This is a genomic window from Desulfoscipio sp. XC116 (assembly GCF_039851975.1).
Lineage (GTDB): Bacteria > Bacillota > Desulfotomaculia > Desulfotomaculales > Desulfallaceae > Sporotomaculum.
On record NZ_CP156660.1, the window covers coordinates 1,401,852 to 1,419,021 of the forward strand.

Annotated in this window: 18 protein-coding genes; all 18 read left to right on the forward strand. The window is 45.7% G+C overall.

Annotated features, from left to right (window positions below; all coding sequences use genetic code 11):
- Window positions 1–16: 16 nt before the first annotated feature.
- The 18 genes from tgt (at window position 17) to yhbH (ending at window position 17,158) form a co-directional block, all read left to right on the forward strand.
- Window positions 17–1,129, forward strand: a complete 1,113-nt coding sequence (tgt, locus tag ABDB91_RS06615) for a tRNA guanosine(34) transglycosylase Tgt (RefSeq protein WP_347490806.1) — start codon at window positions 17–19, stop codon at window positions 1,127–1,129.
- A 111-nt stretch (window positions 1,130–1,240) separates the two neighbouring features.
- Window positions 1,241–1,531, forward strand: a complete 291-nt coding sequence (yajC, locus tag ABDB91_RS06620; protein ID WP_347490807.1) for a preprotein translocase subunit YajC — start codon at window positions 1,241–1,243, stop codon at window positions 1,529–1,531.
- A gap of 68 nt (window positions 1,532–1,599) precedes the next feature.
- On the forward strand, window positions 1,600–2,259 hold the full coding sequence (locus ABDB91_RS06625; protein WP_347490808.1) for an HD domain-containing protein: 660 nt from the start codon (window positions 1,600–1,602) through the stop codon (window positions 2,257–2,259).
- A gap of 23 nt (window positions 2,260–2,282) precedes the next feature.
- A complete protein-coding gene (gene secD, locus ABDB91_RS06630) occupies window positions 2,283–3,524 on the forward strand; it encodes a protein translocase subunit SecD (protein WP_347490809.1) in 1,242 nt (413 codons plus the stop codon).
- A 14-nt stretch (window positions 3,525–3,538) separates the two neighbouring features.
- Window positions 3,539–4,405, forward strand: coding sequence for a protein translocase subunit SecF (secF, locus tag ABDB91_RS06635; RefSeq protein WP_347490810.1), 867 nt, complete (start codon window positions 3,539–3,541; stop codon window positions 4,403–4,405).
- Window positions 4,406–4,718: 313 nt separating this feature from the next.
- Window positions 4,719–5,084 (forward strand): DUF5665 domain-containing protein, encoded by a 366-nt coding sequence (locus tag ABDB91_RS06640; RefSeq protein WP_347490811.1) that lies wholly within the window; start codon window positions 4,719–4,721, stop codon window positions 5,082–5,084.
- Between the two features lie 14 nt (window positions 5,085–5,098).
- On the forward strand, window positions 5,099–5,800 hold the full coding sequence (locus ABDB91_RS06645) for a TraR/DksA C4-type zinc finger protein (protein WP_347490812.1): 702 nt from the start codon (window positions 5,099–5,101) through the stop codon (window positions 5,798–5,800).
- A 227-nt stretch (window positions 5,801–6,027) separates the two neighbouring features.
- Window positions 6,028–6,993 (forward strand): cation diffusion facilitator family transporter, encoded by a 966-nt coding sequence (locus ABDB91_RS06650; RefSeq protein WP_347490813.1) that lies wholly within the window; start codon window positions 6,028–6,030, stop codon window positions 6,991–6,993.
- Between the two features lie 104 nt (window positions 6,994–7,097).
- Window positions 7,098–7,814: an RNA polymerase sigma-I factor gene (sigI, locus tag ABDB91_RS06655; protein WP_347490814.1), complete on the forward strand. Its 717-nt coding sequence runs from the start codon at window positions 7,098–7,100 to the stop codon at window positions 7,812–7,814.
- A gap of 15 nt (window positions 7,815–7,829) precedes the next feature.
- On the forward strand, window positions 7,830–8,993 hold the full coding sequence (locus tag ABDB91_RS06660; RefSeq protein ID WP_347490815.1) for an anti-sigma factor domain-containing protein: 1,164 nt from the start codon (window positions 7,830–7,832) through the stop codon (window positions 8,991–8,993).
- Between the two features lie 409 nt (window positions 8,994–9,402).
- Window positions 9,403–10,032 (forward strand): DUF4198 domain-containing protein, encoded by a 630-nt coding sequence (locus ABDB91_RS06665; RefSeq protein ID WP_347490816.1) that lies wholly within the window; start codon window positions 9,403–9,405, stop codon window positions 10,030–10,032.
- Between the two features lie 8 nt (window positions 10,033–10,040).
- Window positions 10,041–10,256 (forward strand): glutaredoxin, encoded by a 216-nt coding sequence (locus tag ABDB91_RS06670; RefSeq protein WP_347490817.1) that lies wholly within the window; start codon window positions 10,041–10,043, stop codon window positions 10,254–10,256.
- Window positions 10,257–10,367: 111 nt separating this feature from the next.
- Window positions 10,368–11,315 (forward strand): MBL fold metallo-hydrolase, encoded by a 948-nt coding sequence (locus ABDB91_RS06675; protein ID WP_347490818.1) that lies wholly within the window; start codon window positions 10,368–10,370, stop codon window positions 11,313–11,315.
- A gap of 42 nt (window positions 11,316–11,357) precedes the next feature.
- Window positions 11,358–12,773 (forward strand): MurT ligase domain-containing protein, encoded by a 1,416-nt coding sequence (locus ABDB91_RS06680; RefSeq protein WP_347490819.1) that lies wholly within the window; start codon window positions 11,358–11,360, stop codon window positions 12,771–12,773.
- Window positions 12,745–13,467: a glutamine amidotransferase gene (locus ABDB91_RS06685; RefSeq protein ID WP_347490820.1), complete on the forward strand. Its 723-nt coding sequence runs from the start codon at window positions 12,745–12,747 to the stop codon at window positions 13,465–13,467. The genes ABDB91_RS06680 and ABDB91_RS06685 overlap by 29 nt, the downstream gene beginning before the upstream one ends.
- 89 nt (window positions 13,468–13,556) lie before the next feature.
- Complete coding sequence (locus ABDB91_RS06690) at window positions 13,557–13,679, forward strand: hypothetical protein (RefSeq protein WP_347490821.1); 123 nt, start codon at window positions 13,557–13,559, stop codon at window positions 13,677–13,679.
- A gap of 414 nt (window positions 13,680–14,093) precedes the next feature.
- Window positions 14,094–15,992 (forward strand): PrkA family serine protein kinase, encoded by a 1,899-nt coding sequence (locus ABDB91_RS06695; protein ID WP_347490822.1) that lies wholly within the window; start codon window positions 14,094–14,096, stop codon window positions 15,990–15,992.
- A gap of 11 nt (window positions 15,993–16,003) precedes the next feature.
- Window positions 16,004–17,158 (forward strand): sporulation protein YhbH, encoded by a 1,155-nt coding sequence (gene yhbH / locus ABDB91_RS06700; RefSeq protein ID WP_347490823.1) that lies wholly within the window; start codon window positions 16,004–16,006, stop codon window positions 17,156–17,158.
- Window positions 17,159–17,170 lie beyond the last annotated feature (12 nt).

Here is a 17,170-nt window from a genome sequence, read left to right on the forward strand (position 1 = left end):
GTCCAAGGAGCGATATATGGCTATTGGTTTTACAATTACCAAAGAAGATGACAGAAGCACGGCTAGGCTGGGTCTGTTGAATACTCCCCACGGTACGGTGCAAACGCCTATTTTCATGCCGGTGGGCACCCAAGCTACCGTAAAAACCATGACCCCTCATGAGGTGCGCGACTGTGGCGGGGCAATGGTGCTCAGTAACACTTATCATTTGTACCTGCGGCCGGGCCATAATCTGGTAGCCGAGGCGGGCGGATTGCATAATTTTATGCGCTGGGACGGCCCTATCCTGACGGACAGCGGTGGCTTTCAGGTGTTTAGCCTGGGCCCTTTACGCAAAATTACCGATCAGGGAGTCACTTTTCGCAGTCATATTGACGGTTCGGAGCATTTCTTCAGTCCCGAAACGTCTATGGACATACAAATGGCTTTGGGGGCGGATGTGGTGATGGCTTTTGATGAATGTGCGCCCTATCCTTGCAGCTATGAGGATACACGGTCGGCCATGCAGCGTACCACCCGCTGGGCGGAGCGTTGTCGCGCGCGCCATGACCGGGAGGACCAGGCGCTATTCGGTATTATTCAGGGAGGCATGTACCGCGATCTGCGTTTACAAAGCGCGGCGGAGCTGGCTGATATGGATTTTCCAGGGCACGGTATCGGCGGGTTAAGCGTTGGAGAACCGAAATCAATGATGTACGAGGTATTGGATTATCTTGTGCCGGCCATGCCCCGGGAAAAGCCCCGCTATCTGATGGGGGTGGGATCGCCGGACTGTTTGCTGGAGGGGGTCTACCGGGGCATAGATATGTTTGACTGTGTGCTGGCCACCCGAATTGCCCGCAATGGCACGGTGTTCACCCGACAAGGTAAGCTTGTGGTGCGCAATGCCGAGTATGCCAGAGATTTCAAGCCATTAGACCCTGCCTGCGACTGCTATACTTGCCGTAATTTTTCCCGCGCTTATATTAGACATTTAATTAAAGCCAACGAGATACTGGGCATTAGATTAACTACACTGCACAATTTGCGTTTTGTGCTGCGGCTGATGGAAGACATTCGGGCTGCTATAGCCGGCGATTATTTCGTGGAGTACAAGGATGATTTTTTAAAACAGTTTAAGCTGGATTAAATGCATTGCTTTACATTAAATTACATGATGAAATTTAAAAAAGGGAAATGAATAATAATAAAGAATAAGTATTATGTTTTGATTTATAATTGGGAAAGGGGGGGGAACACAGTGAATGAAACAACTATTGGCATATTATATATTGTCGGTTTATTTGCATTGCTTTGGTTTTTAATGATCAGACCCCAGCAGCAGCGCCAAAAAAAGCATGCTCAAATGGTATCCAATATAAAGGTAAATGATCGGGTTGTCACGGTGGGCGGCATTTACGGCACTATAATAAAAGTTAAAGAAGATACTTTTATTTTGCGGGTAGCTGAAAATGTACGTATTGAAATATTGAAAACCGCAGTGGCGCAGATTATTTCGAGCAGTGAAAGTATTGACCTTAAAAAAGATTAATTATTGGGAGTAGACCCGGTCTACTCTTTTTGCTGAAAATTTTTCACGGCACAAGGAGGCATTCATGCTTGGTAACCCTGGATGATGTCAAAGGCAATCCGGTGTTGGACAGTTTTATTCGCAAAGGTAATGAATTTCTGGGCGCTATGGGTTACACGGAACATAGTTATCGACACATCAATCTGGTGTCCAGCATTTCTAAAAACATACTGGACAAGCTTGATTATGGTAAACGGGAGGCCGAACTGGCGTCTATTGCCGGTTATCTGCATGACGTGGGTAATGTGGTGAGCCGCAACGACCACGGTATTTCAGGGGCTGCCATTTGCTGTCCCATACTGTTGCAAATGGGCATGAATCCCGATGAAGTGGCCATCGTTATTTCAGCGATTGCCAATCACGAGGAACAGTATGGCCAGCCCGTGAATACTGTAGCGGCTGCGCTGATACTGGCCGACAAATCGGATGTGCATCGCTCCCGGGTGCGCAACCGGGAGTTTGCCACCTTCGATATTCATGACCGGGTTAATTACGCTGTGGAAAATTCCCTTGTTTGGGTTGATGAAAAGAAACGAACCATTACTATGGAGCTGACTATTGATATAGAAATTACTCCGGTAATGGAGTATTTTGAGATTTTTTTAACCAGGATGATATTGTGCAGAAGGGCGGCGGTTTTTTTAAATTGTGTATTTGAGTTGGTGGTCAACGGAGCCAGGTTACTGTAATTGAACTAAGGGGGAATGGCTAAATGAGATGGAGTAAAGTATTGACCATGGCCGCCATTATACTGGTTGCTGCAGTGGTGGGCATAACAGCGGCGGTGCCGCTGCCAATTTTCAAGAATATTTCATGGCTGCCCTGGGGCAATCAGGTTATTCTCGGCCTTGACTTACAGGGCGGTGTGCATGTGGTGTTGGAGGCCAAGGATACGGCTACATCCAAAGTTAATGATGAAACTATGAAAAGGGCCCAGTCTGTGCTGGAAAGAAGAATTAACGAAACCGGGGTATCCGAGCCGATTATCCAGCGCCAGGGCGAACGAAGAATAATTGTGGAACTGGCGGGTATAGACGACCCTGAACAAGCCGTTGTAAAGTTAATTCAGCCTGCTTATCTGGAATTTAAAAATGAACTTGGTCAGACCGTTATAACCGGGGCGGATTTAAAGGAAGCTAAGGAATCCCGGGATCCCAACTCCGGTCAGGTGGAGGTAGATCTTACTTTTACCAAAGAGGGCACCACTAAATTCGCCCAGGCTACCGCGGCCAACGTGAATAAGCCCATTGGTATTTATCTGGATGGCAAGCTGCTGCAAAACCCGGTGGTGGAGGGGCCTATCACCACCGGTCGGGCTCGCATTACGGGCTATGAAAACCTGGATGAGGCGCACACCATAGCCATACTTTTGAATTCCGGCGCACTGCCCGTACAGCTTGAAGTGATGGAGAAGCGGACCGTAGGCCCGCAGCTGGGTCAGGATTCCCTGGGTAGATCCATAAATGCCGGTATTGTCGGTCTTGTGGCTATTTTAGTTTTTATGCTTGTCTATTATCGCGTTCCCGGATTAATTGCCGATATGACACTAATTTTTTATGCGCTTATCGTACTGGCCATATTTATCGGCATCCATGCTACCATGACGCTGCCCGGCATTGCCGGTTTCCTGCTGTCTATTGGTATGGCCGTGGATACTAACGTGGTTATTTTCGAGAGGATAAAGGAAGAAATGCGTACCGGCAAAAGTATTCGTTCGGCCATTGACGCCGGTTTTCACAGGGGCTTTGTGGCTGTGTTCGATTCCAACGTCACAACGCTGATTGTCGCGGCCGTGTTATATTTTTTAGGTTCCAGTATGATTCGCGGATTTGCGGTGACGCTGAGCATTGGTATCTTGGTCAGTTTGTTCACAGCCATCAGCATGACGAGATGGATGCTGCACCTGACCGCTGCCACCAATGTAGTTAAAGATCCTCGCTATTATGGCGCTTAAGGAGGGCAGGACAAATGTTTAACTTTATCCGACACAGGAAGATTTGGTATATTTTTTCGCTGCTGGTAATATTGCCGGGCCTGTTCTCTATGCTGACCCGGGGTTTTAACTTGGGTATTGATTTTACCGGCGGTAATCTTGTGGAAGTCCGGCTGGAGCAGGACGTGAAGATTGAACAAGTGCGGGAAGCAGTGGAGGAACTGGGCTACGCAGCTTCCAATAATATTCAGGAAAGCGATAACAACAGTTATATGATTAGAACCCGGGAGCTTACCGAGACAGAAAGCGCCACTCTGATTTCCACTTTAAAGCAAAAAATAGGAGAAGTTACCTTGCTGCGCAACGAACGGGTGGGACCGGTGATCGGCAAAGAGATTACCACGAATGCCATTTTGTCCTTACTGATTGCGTCGGCGCTGATGCTGGTGTATATAACCTTCCGTTTTGAATTTAAACAAGGCGTGGCAGCAGTTGTTGCGTTATTGCACGACTTGCTGGTGGTCCTGGGTATATTCTCCATTTTACAGATTGAGGTGGACACTACCTTTGTGGCGGCCATATTAACCATTATCGGTTATTCTATTAATGACACTATCGTTATTTTTGATCGTATCAGGGAAAACCTAAGGATGTGCAAGAAGGGGGAAACCCTGGAGGACTTGGTCAACGTCAGTTTATGGCAAACCATGGTCCGGTCGTTAAATACCGGCATGTCAGTGCTATTTGTGTTGTTCACTTTGTACTTCCTGGGTGGCACTACTTTAAAGTACTTTGTTCTAGCCTTATTAATTGGAGTAATATCCGGTACTTACTCATCAATATTTAATGCCAGTCCGTTTTGGGTTGATTTAAAATTGATGGAGAAAAAAGCAGCCAGATAATAAAATTTCCATAATAAATATAGCTAGCTGATAATATAATGTGTCAAAGGCGTCTTGGGTGAGCTGAAATCTATCCAAGGCGTTTTTTTATACTTTAGGGAATTATTTTTGTCATATTTATAATAAGCGCTAAGGATTAAATTACTGAAAAGCGTGCGCAAAGGGAACTGAATGAGCGCGCTTTTCTTGTTGGTTTTGGGAGCATTGGTATTTAAAAGCCGTTTAAATATTTAGGTGCGGTGCTGAACCTCACACTGTTTATTTTTTTATATAACCCGGGGCAAATTAAAAAAAGGTTTGGAGGGCTAAGACAATGAATAAGCAAAATCTTAAATCACGCAAATATTTTTCGGCTTCCGGGGAAATTGGCTGTTGGGAGGCGGGCAGGCAGGAAAAGGTCTTGCAAGCTCTGGAGAGCAAAGTCAGGGAATTGGCCATTAATATGGAAAAAATGAAGCTGGCCGAATACGTTGATCTATTAGAAAAGCCATATAAGCTGATGTATATTAATTTCATCAGTGGCATTGCCAGGGGGTTTGGTATTGCTGTTGGGTTTGCTATTTTAGGTGCGATAATAGTATTGATTTTGCAAAGACTGGTGTCTCTGAACCTGCCCGTCATTGGCGATTTCATTGCCGATCTGGTTAAAATAGTTCAATTGCAGCTGGGCACAAAATAACAGGGGGGAAAACGATGGAACAGGGATTATTAAACGAATTCAAGCGTCAATTAGAACAGGAAAAAAACAATTTAATGCAAACCATAAGCCATATCGACGATGGAGGTCTGGGCGTTTCCCTGTCGGAATCCGTAGAAGAGCTATCTACCTATGACCAGCACCCGGCAGACGTGGGTACCGAAGTATTTGAGCGCAGTAAAGATTTTGCCCTGCGTGAAGATGCCATGATTAAAATACAGGCTATTGAGCATGCCATGCAAAGAATGCAGAACGGCACTTACGGTACTTGTGAAATATGTGGGGAAAAAATACCCTTGGAACGGCTGCAGGCGGTACCTTATACCACCCAGTGCGTCAATTGTCGAGCTCAGGTAGAGGAGCCTGCCCATAGAAAAAACGTGCGTCCTGTGGAGGAGGATATTTTGGAGCCGCCTTTTGCCCGTACTTTTAATGACCCCACGGATAAAAACGGTTACGACGGCGAAGACGCCTGGCAAGATGTGGCCAGATGGCAGGAACATTCGCCCCTTTCCGGGGCCGGGGCCTACTATGGCGGTGGTGAATTTGGCGGGGATGAGCCGGGTGATACGGATTTAATCGACCATATACCATACGAGGTGGGCAGTGATGGTATCTTTTATGAAAGTACTCGGGATATGGATAATGAAAATGACCCTGCGGAAAGAATCGATGTTGGCATAAACCATGAAGATTAATTAAGTGTTTTTCCATTGGAATTGTCACCGTCTTTAGCATATGGTATATTAAGAGTGATTTTAAAAGTCGGGCTGGGAAAAGCACACGTCATAGCCGGGCCCTTGAGGCAGCGAATATGCCCGCGGGACTTCATCTTGGCTCTTAAGATGAGGGCCCCCGGGTATTATTTTTTGTGCATTGGTAACTGGTGTGGTTGCCGGGTTGTTATATATAGGGGGAAGGATATATGTTTGCTGAAGAGAAAATAAAAGTGGCTCGTCTATCTATCATATCCAATTCAATATTGACAGTAGGCAAGTTGGCCGTCGGTCTTTCAATGAATTCAATTAGTGTTATATCCGAAGCCATCCATTCGGGGCTGGATTTAATGGCGGCCCTGATTGCCTTTGCGTCGGTGCGGGAATCCAACAAACCGGCTGATGACCGGCACAGGTACGGGCATGGTAAATTTGAAAACCTGGCGGCTATTATTGAAGCGATTTTAATACTGCTGGCTGCGGGCTTAATCGTTAAAGAGGCATTACCCCAATTATACGAAGCAACTGAAGTTAAGTCGCTGGGTTTGGGAGTTGTAGTCATGGGTGTCTCCGCTGCAATGAACTTTTTTGTCTCCACCAGGTTGATGAAGGTGGCTAAAAAGACTGATTCACCGGCTCTTGCCGCCGATGCCTGGCACTTACGTACTGATGTTTTAACTTCTTTGGGTGTGTTGATTGGCATAGTGATTATGAAATTCACCGGCTGGCTTATAGTTGATCCGCTTATTGCCATTGGCGTAGCGATATTAATTGTAAAAGCAGCTTATGATCTGCTGAGGGAGTCTCTGGGCAGTATGTTGGACGTTCGGCTGCCGGACAGCGATGAACAAGCTATCAGAGACATTTTAGAAGGTTATGCCAGCCGGTATGTTGACTATCGAAATTTGCGCACTCGCAAAGCCGGGCCACAGCGGTATATCGATTTTAACCTAATTGTGCCGCGAGGTAAAAAGATTATCACCTCTCATGAATTATGCGATAGCATTGAACGGGATTTGCGTCAACACTTGCCCGGAGTGGAAGTTATTATTCATGTTGAACCTTGTGTGCCCGAAGCGGGAGACTGTGATATATGTAAGATCCGTTTACATTATCAAGGGGAGGGAAGCAGCGATACTTGCGCTGTGTGTGATAAGTGTCGCGGTAAGCTATGATTTCATTAGCTGCCCCTTAAAAAAACGGCTAATTCCCGTATAGTAAATAAAACGACTTACTTCGGGAAGGAGAGATGAGGTAGCACCAGAGGGAGTGTGGCAGTGTGCTATTTGGGGATGAAGTGGAAGTTTGCTTACAGAGAATCAGGGAAGGTGACGAATCGTCAAGGGAAAAGTTAATAACGGATGCCAAACCCTTTATTGCCGGGGTGGTAGGTCGCCTTTGCGGCCGCAGTCTAAGCTGGGACCGCGATGATGAACTGAGTATTGGACTGATCGCCTTTAATGAGGCTATTGAACGGTTTAAGGAAAAAATGGATGTGCCTTTTACCGCCTTTGCACGCATGGTGATCAGGAGCAGGGTGACCGACTATTTGCGCAAAGAATCAAGATGGAACCGAGTGGATTTACATACGTGGGAGATGCCGCCTGAAGGGGCAATCAGCCAGGCGGAGAAAAATGCTTCGTGGATGAAATATGTTGATGAAACTGCTCGGCGTGAAAGAATTGAGGAAATAAATAATTATAATTTAAAAATCAGCAGTCTGGGCATCACATTTAAGGACCTCGTAAAAGTGTCGCCAAAGCACCGGGATACCCGGCAAACATTAATTCGGGCGGCCTGCTATATTGTAGAACACCGTGTGTTATACGATGCTTTACAAGCCAGCAAACGACTGCCCATGCGAGAGTTGGAGCTGGGTACGGGCATAAGCCGCAAGGTACTTGAGCGAGGTCGTAAATATATTATCGGTATAGCTACTTTGCTGTATTATCGTGAAGAGTTTATTTACTTAAGTTCGTATGTCAGGTTACCATGAGGGGAGTGTTGATTGATGAGACCGGGCCGGGGATTAGTTCTAGAAATAAAAAAAAGAAGCTGTGTTGTCGTAACCGGTGACGGTCAGTTTTTGGAAGTACCCAGACCTTGCAGCGATCTGGTTTTGGGACAGGAATTAGTATTTAACCGATCAGTCCGGCCAGGGTTTAAATCTGTCTATTTAGCAGTGGCATCGGTAATGGTAGTTGTTCTGGCCTGGTTTGTTTTTAACTCTACGCTCCCCCGGGCAGTGGCATATGTTGCACTGGATATTAACCCCAGCCTGGAGTTGGGGATTAATAGCGGAGGGGAGATTATCTCTGCCAGGGGTGTTAATGATGATGGCAAGGAACTTCTAAAAAAGGTAACGGTGGTGAATGAGCCGTTGGCTGAAGGTGTACAGAAAATTATAGCCGGCTGTATTACATACCAATATCTAAATTCCGGCCAAGAGAATCTCGTGTTGGCCACAGTAACCGATGTTGTGCCTAAAAAATCAGATAAAGAAAGTACTGCGTCAATTAATGAGGTTCATGATTGTGTATACAACTCCATAAACAGCTCGATAGATGAAGCTGGAGTGAGAGCGAAATTGATAGTAGCCGATACTAATTTAGAAACCATGAAAAAAGCTCGTGATAGCGGTGTTACTCCCGGTCGTTATATATTGCAAAAAGAAGCGCTGAAAAAAGGAGTACAAATAACCGACCGGGAATTAAGGGAAGAACCTATTCGGGAATTAGAAGTACAGAAAAATTTTCGGATCGGAGATCTGATGCAAAAGGAAATTAACAATGGGTTATCCGACAAACCTGATAAGTTTGGCAAAACCGGAAAACCTGCAAAAAAAAGCAACTCTGACGATCACAATAAACCTGCATCATTCTCACCGGAAAAATTCGATGATAGTCAAAATAATCGCGTGGGACGTAATGTTACCCGTGATAATGAAAATGATAAAGAAAGTACTAATAACGCCCGGGGAAAATCGCCTGTTTTCCGGGATAATGGTGATTTTTCTAAGAGACAACTGTTCCATCGGGATAAAGAATTACAGAAAAAAGACAACCCCAAACAAAAAGAAACGAACAGATATGAAAGAGATGATACGGTTTGGAAATTTAATAGAGATAAACATAAGGACAAAGGTAAGGATAACGATAGATATAAAAATAATTAATCAAATATATTGCATGTCGGTATATTCCCAACAACTGTTATATAGCAGGCAATGCAAGTCAATACGATGCCCTCCGCAGTTGCGGGGGCGTTTAGGTGTCGGCAATTAAGCTGCAAAGATTCATTGGCTTGATTTCTAATGTATAATTAAGTATAATTTGCCATAGGGTTCGGGAAGGCGGAAACTAATATAGCTTTTATTTGCCCGCAAGTGTTGTGCAAGCTTAATTGCCGGAGGCTTAATACAAAGAGTGAGTTATTAATATCAACAACGTTGGCCATGAAGGCATCCGGTCTAAGAAAAGACAGGAGTTCATGGCTTTTTTTGTAGTCTTGCTATGTGGACTGATTTTTTATTTAACATGACACTAATAATATGATAAGAGGAAAATAAGAAAGGTGGCGCAAAAATGGCAGAACAATCGGCAATCCGGCAGGCTATTTGGCTGGAACCAGCTCATTTACATTTTCACCACGGCGATAACATTGAAGTTAAAGTGTTGTGGGGACGGGCTATGCATAAGGACGGTGTCGGCGACTCCAGCGGTTGGAAAGGATATGCGGTTGATCCCGACGGCGTTGAAATACCTGTACAAATAAGGCTCGCTCCGGATGGTCAGCATAATGTTCTTCTTTTTAATTCCGGATACGAGGGGATGTATACCGTACAAGTCGAAAGTGATGCCGCCGCTGGGCAGTGGGCCCGGGTACTGGTGCCTGTGGGACATCATATACACGGGCATGGCAAGGCACTTAACCGGGGTTTGGAAATTGTGCCGGGCACATACGGTGAATTTCATCCGGGAGATGCTGTTGATCTAACCGTGCTGTATAACGGCGCGCCACTTGCCGGAGCCCGGGTACAGGCTACTTACCATCTTTATGAAGATGATGGTTTTGCGCACATCCTAAAAGCCGATGAGCAGGGCAAAGTGCAGTTTACTTTTGATGCCCGGGGGCACTGGTTGTTCCAAGTCGACAGTAATGCGGATAATCGTGATCTGACGGTTACGTTAGTGATACCCGGGGTCAGGGGGTGATGTAATAAGTGGCTGGAATCATGATTTACACTAAAACAGGTTGCCCTTATTGTCAAAAGGCGGTGAAGGATTACAAGGCCAGGGGTATTAACTTCAAGGAAATAAATATCAGTCTGGATGTTGCGGCCAAACAATTGGTCCAAGAAAAATTTGGGGCCGGCCAAGTGCCGGTAATTGTGGAAGACGGTAAATTAGTAAGCACCGGGTATAGCGGTGGCGGGTGAGGAATTTAACAGTACCGGCGGTTGCCTGGTTAGATACCACGCCGTAGGGCGTGGTTTATTGTTTTGCCGCTAATGGAATGATATAATTTTTAATTGGGAGGGACGAAGAATTTGCTGCCTGTTTATCAACTGGCTATTCCTACTCCTTATGCAGTTGGCCCCGTAAATGCTTATTTAATAAAGAGTGATCCCATAACACTTATAGATATCGGACCCGATACGCCGCGTGCCGATAAGTTTTTGCGGAATATGCTGGCGTCGCTGGATTGCCGGGTTGAGGACATCAAAAGGATTGTGGTTACCCATTCTCACCCCGACCACTGCGGCCTGGCGGCACAAGTCGCCAAAGCGGCCGGTGCGGCGGTATTAATACATCCCCTGGAAGAGAGCAAGTTAATGGGAGAGCCTGATTATTTCAGGGAGCGGCTGCCCTTTATCGTGGAAACCGGCGTTCCGGCGGAGGTCGTGCAGGAAATCATAGGTGAAAGAGATAAGTTGCCCCACCCATCCGTAAAGGGCGTACATACCAAGCCAATGAGCGGGGGGGAAACCATTGAATTTGACGGGGGCGCGCTAAAAATTATGCATTTTCCCGGACACAGCCCCGGGCATCTGTGCCTTTATGCCCCGGAACAAAAATTCTTTTTTTCGGGTGATTTTTTGCTGCCTCATATCACTCCCAACCCGCTGATGGAGCCTGACCATGACAAACCCGGATCACGCTTACCGGCCTTAAAACAATACCTTGCCGGTCTGGACACGTTGGAAAAGCTGGAAATCGCCATGGTGTTCCCCGGCCACGGCGGTACCTTTAACGATTATCGCAGTGTGATAAACGTAGGGCGGCGACACCATCGGTCTCAGTTCGCGCGAATTAAAGATAAGCTTAAGATGGGAGAACTTAGTGCTTATCAAATAAGTAAAGCCATGTATCCGGATCTGAAGGGATGGGAAATCTTTCTGGGGTTATCGGAAATACTGGCCCACCTGGATTTGCTGGTGGAAAAAGGCCGGATCAACTGCTCAAACAGGCAGGGGGTCAATTACTACAGCAATTAACGGGTATTTTAAATTAACCCATTAATTTATTTGAGGTATAGTATGAATTTGCGTTTAATTATAGCCATACTGGCGGCTAAATTAGCCATGTACTTAAGCAGGCTGACCGGTCGGGGGCGTGGCTCGTCTCTTCCGGGTATGCTGGCATTGCGCATATATCCCGAATTATTAAAACATTATCAGGGCCGGACCCGCAAAGGCGTGATTATGACTACCGGCACCAACGGTAAAACCACTACCAGTAATATGCTGGCTGATATTATGGAACAAGCCGGCTACCGGGTGGTGACCAACCGTGAAGGGGCTAATTTAATTACCGGTGTGGCGACGGCATATATCAAATCCGGCACTCTGACAGCCCGCTTAAATTGCGATTATGCAGTGCTGGAAGTTGATGAGGCTGCTTTCCCGGCGGTGACGCGCTGGATAAGGCCCAACCGGGTGCTGGTAACTAATTTTTTTCGCGATCAGCTGGATAGGTATGGGGAATTGGACACTACAGTTGCTAAAGTACTGGGGGCCTTAAAAAAACTGTCTGGAGACACCGAATTAATCTTAAATGCTGATGACCCTCTGGTGGCCCGCCTATTCAAGGAAACCGGTCGGACCACGATGTTCTATGGGGTATGTCCGGATGCGGCATTGTCAAGTGCGGCGGCCTATAGCCGGGAGGCCAAGTTCTGTCCTTTTTGCGGCGTTACTCTTGTTTATGACTTTTACATATACAGCCAGCTGGGCGATTTTAAATGTCCGCAGTGTGGATTTGCCCGGCCCCGGCCGGATATAGAGGCTAAGGACGTTATTAGTGATGCGGCGGGCATAAAAGCGACTATTAGAGGCAGCGGTGCGTACGGGGGCACATGGTCATTGTTCATACCGGTGCGTGGTATATACAATGCCTACAATGCTCTTGCTGCCTTTGCTGCGGCATTGTCACTGGGGGTGGCCCCGGAGAAAGCCGCCTATTATTTAACTAAATATATCCCGGCTGCAGGTCGCATGGAATCATTTTGTTATGCTGAAAAACAGGTGACCTTAACCCTGGTGAAGAATCCCACCGGTTTTAACCAAGCTCTGACGAGTCTTTTAGCATATAAGGGCAAGCAGGATGTTATGATCGCTATTAATGATAACGATGCGGATGGCCGGGATATTTCCTGGCTCTGGGATGTGGATTTTGAAGTGCTGGTACGGTATCTTAATCAATTTAACGGATTTATTTGTTCCGGTCGGCGAGCCGAAGAAATGGCTTTGCGTTTAAAATACGCCGGGGTGCCCACTTGTCTGCTGACCACGGAAAGGAATTACCGGCGGGCTTTGGATGCGGCTTTGCATGGGGAAGGAGCGGCGGTGGGTATACTGGCTACTTATACAGCTCTATGGCCGGTGGAAAAAATTTTAGGTCAAAAGGCCGAGAGGGTGAGTAATAGTGCTGACCGTGTGCCATCTGTATCCTGACTTGTTAAACTTGTACGGTGATCGCGGCAATGTGCTGGCTTTTGTTCAACGCTGCAATTGGCGGGGGCTGCCGGTTCGTGTGGAAGAGGTCAACCTTGGTGATCCGGTAGAGTTTGCTGATTATGATTTTTTATTTATCGGCGGCGGCTCGGACCGGGAGCAAACTCTGATGGCCGCGGATCTCAAGGCTCGGGTAACCGGTTTACGTGCCGCGGTTGATAATGGTTTGGTGGTGCTGGCTATCTGTGGCGGGTATCAGTTACTGGGATGTTACTATCGCACACCGGAGGGGCGGGAAATTCCCGGGTTGGGCCTGCTGGGTTTTTACACCGAAGCGGGAGACAAACGATTTATTGGTAATGTGGTTTTGGAAACAGAACTGGCCGGAAAAAAAACCAAATTGGTGGGTTTTGAAAACCACGGAGGACAGACCTTTTTAAACGGCCTTGAGCCACTGGGCAGTGTTCTATATGGCAGCGGCAATAACGGGCGTGATGGCCTGGAAGGGGCTCGCTATAAAAACGTATTTTGTTCTTATTTACACGGTCCTCTTTTACCTAAGAATCCGGCCTTGACCGATCATTTAATCGCTTTGGCCCTGGCCAGGAGAGGTTATGCATCCCAATTGGCCGTGCTGGATGATAGTGTAGAAAATATGGCTAATCAGGCTATGCTAAAAAGATTGTTAAGTTAAAAAATAAAAGGTTGCCGGTATGAATATGTTTTGTTAAAATAATGTTAACATTATTTTGTATACAGTGTACCACCTGTGGAGGTGAGAGCATGACCTACCTGGCAACCTGGATGGAAGGAAAAGAAGTGTTTTACCGGTTTGTTAGCGAAAAGGAATTGCGGGAGCTGTGGGAACCGGAAAAAAACTTTATAGTGGTTGAGCTTTCCAATTAGTTATTTAATATTGATTAATTATAATCTGGTTTCGGTTTTTGACTAACCAAACCGGATTTTTTTATGGGGACGGGCGGATTTTCTTTTTTGAGAAATCACTCGTCCTTTAATATTTTTATTGTTATTATAATTTGCCGCAAGGCGTTGTAAATCACCACAATTAACTTGGCTGGTTACAATTCAGGAGTCGGTTGAAAATTTTTTGTAACCCCGATCTAGATCAATAATAATAGCGCTAGCTGTCGATTTCAGGTAAAAGTAGTCTTTTATCACAATTCAGTCGGATACTCATTTTAACATTACCGCATATAAATATAGTACTTGTTTGTTTTTTACTGTAGAGAAGTTGGTTAGTCAACCATATGGTGGTTATAAACCAGTAATAACATTAGCACTAGGAGGGAGTGTGAAACAGTGGATTTTGTCAAGAGGTTGGAAGAATTCCGCTCTCTGGAAAAACAGTATAAATGGGAGGGGACATTTGGGGAATATCTGGCAATGCTCAAGGAAGACCCTATAATATCACAATTAGCCCATGCTAGGATTTACCATATGCTGTATGACGCGGGAGTGGATGATCTGGAATATGGCGGTAAGCGTTATAAATTTTTTAATCAAGAGATCTTTGGGCTGGATAAAACGTTGGAAAAACTAGTGGAGGAATATTTTCACCCTGCGGCCCGGCGTCTGGATGTACGCAAGCGAATTTTGCTTTTAATGGGTCCGGTGAGCGGCGGTAAGTCCACTTTGGTAGCTATGTTAAAAAGAGGACTGGAGCGGTATAGCAAGCTGGACCGCGGTGCGGTTTACGCTATTAAACATTGCCCTATGCATGAGGAGCCGCTGCATCTTATTCCCAAAGAATTGCGCGCTGAATTTGAGAAAGAGTATGGGGTCTACATTGAAGGGGAGTTATGTCCTTCTTGTCGGATGATGTTGGAAAATGAATATGACGGCAATATAGAGAACGTATTGCTAGAAAGAATAATTCTTTCTGAGGACCACCGCGTGGGTATAGGCACATTTACTCCGTCCGACCCCAAATCTCAGGATATTGCAGATTTAACAGGCAGTATTGATTTCAGCACGATAGGCGAATACGGCTCCGAGTCGGATCCCCGGGCCTACCGGTTTGACGGCGAATTGAACATAGCCAACCGGGGGATTATGGAATTCCAGGAAATGCTCAAATGTGATGAAAAATTTCTATGGAATTTGCTCAGCCTGTCGCAGGAGGGAAATTTCAAGGCGGGGCGTTTTGCCTTGATTTATGCTGATGAAATGATTGTTGCCCATACCAACGAGAACGAGTACAAAGCATTTATCAGCAATAAGAAAAATGAAGCACTGCAATCCCGGATCATTGTCATGAAAATACCCTATAATCTTAAAGTTAGTGAAGAGGTCAAAATATATGATAAGTTAATTAAACAAAGTGATCTTAAGGATATTCACATTGCGCCTCATACTTTAAAGGTAGCCAGTATCTTCTCCGTGCTCAGCCGCTTAAAAGAAAGTAAGAAACAGGGCATGGACCTGGTCAAAAAGATGAAGCTGTATGACGGCGAGGATGTAGAAGGATTTAAACAAAAGGATTTAACTGAGCTGCAAAATGAACATACGGATGAAGGTATGAGCGGGGTGGACCCACGTTATGTAATCAACCGCCTCAGTTCGGCACTAATTCGCACCTCCACTCGTTGCATTAATCCGCTGGATGTACTGCGGGCGTTAAAGGATGGGCTGGACCAGCATCCTTCCATTACTAAAGAGGAAAAGGAACGGTTATTAAACTTTATATCGGTAGCTCGTAAGGAGTATGATGAGCTGGCTAAAAAAGAGGTGCAAAAAGCATTTGTGTATTCATATGAAGAGTCGGCCCGGGTATTGTTTGACAATTACCTGGATAATGTGGAAGCATACTGTAACGGCGTGAAGTTAAAGGATCCTATTACCGACGAGGAGATTGACCCTGATGAGAAATTAATGCGTTCTATTGAAGAACAAATCGGAGTTTCGGAAAGTGCTAAAAAAAGCTTTCGTGAAGAGATATTGATTAGATTATCCACTTATGCCCGTAAAGGAAAACGCTTTGACTACAAATCCCATGAAAGATTGCGGGAAGCCGTGGAGAAAAAACTGTTTGCCGATTTAAAGGATGTGGTTAAAATCACCACTTCCACCAAAACACCCGATGCCGAGCAGCTTAAGCGCATGAATGAGGTTAGCGCCAAATTAATTGATGAATACGGATATTGCAGCATATGTGCCAATGAATTGTTAAAATATGTAGGCAGCCTGTTGAACAGATAGGTGGTGGTATAATGTCAGGCGAATATACAGTTTCCAGGGAAGACTGGTCACTGCATCGCAAAGGTGAAATTGACCGGGAACGTCATCGAGAAAAGGTCCGGGAGGCCATTAAAAAAAATCTGGCGGATGTAGTCAGTGAGGAAAGTATTATTTTATCGGATGGGCGAAAAGTAGTTAAGGTGCCCATCCGCTCTTTGGAGGAATATCATTTCCGTTTTGACAGCGGAAAACGCAAACATGGCGGGCAGGGTCAGGGCGATACCAAAGAAGGGGATGTGCTGGGCAGTGATCAAAGGCAGGCCGGTCCCGGCAAGGGCAAGGGAGCCGGAGAGGAACCGGGAGTGGATTATTACGAGGCCGAAATTACCATTGATGAATTGGCCCAGCTAATTTTTGAAGACCTTGGATTGCCTAATTTGCAGCCCAAGAAAAAGCATGAGCTGGCATCCGAAGCATTTGAATTTAAGGATATCAGGAAGAAAGGTATTTCCAGTAATATAGATCGTAAGAGGACAATTTTAGAGGCGCTAAAGCGTAATGCCAGACAAGGCCGGCCTGATTCTAAAAAAATAACTAAAGAGGATTTGCGCTTTAAAACCTGGGATATCACCTATAAATATGAAAGTAACGCCGTAGTGTTGGCTATGATGGACACGTCGGGGTCAATGGGCCCTTATGAAAAGTATATTGCCCGCAGCTTTTTCTTTTGGATGGTGCGCTTTTTGCGCACTAAATATCAAAATGTGCAAATTGTTTTTCTGGCACACCATGTGGAGGCCAGGGAAACAACCGAGGAGGAGTTTTTTACCAAGGGAGCGAGCGGGGGCACGCGCTGCTCATCGGTTTATAAACTGGCCCTGGAAATAATCGAGAGCCGTTATAGTCCGGATGATTATAATATTTACGCCTTCCACTTTTCCGATGGGGATAATTTAACATCGGACAATGAAAAATGCGTGAGTTATGTAAAAGAACTGCTTCAGCTATGTAATCTGGTCGGTTACGGTGAAATCGAAGGGCCATATTACCACACCAGCACGCTAAGAACCGCATTAAAAAAAATTGTTGATCTTAAATTTACCAGCGTGGGTATCAAGGGTAAGAGTGACGTATATCCCGCATTGAAAACATTTTTTAATCCCCATCCGGAAAATAAAGCGCAGTAAGGGGAGGTGTAG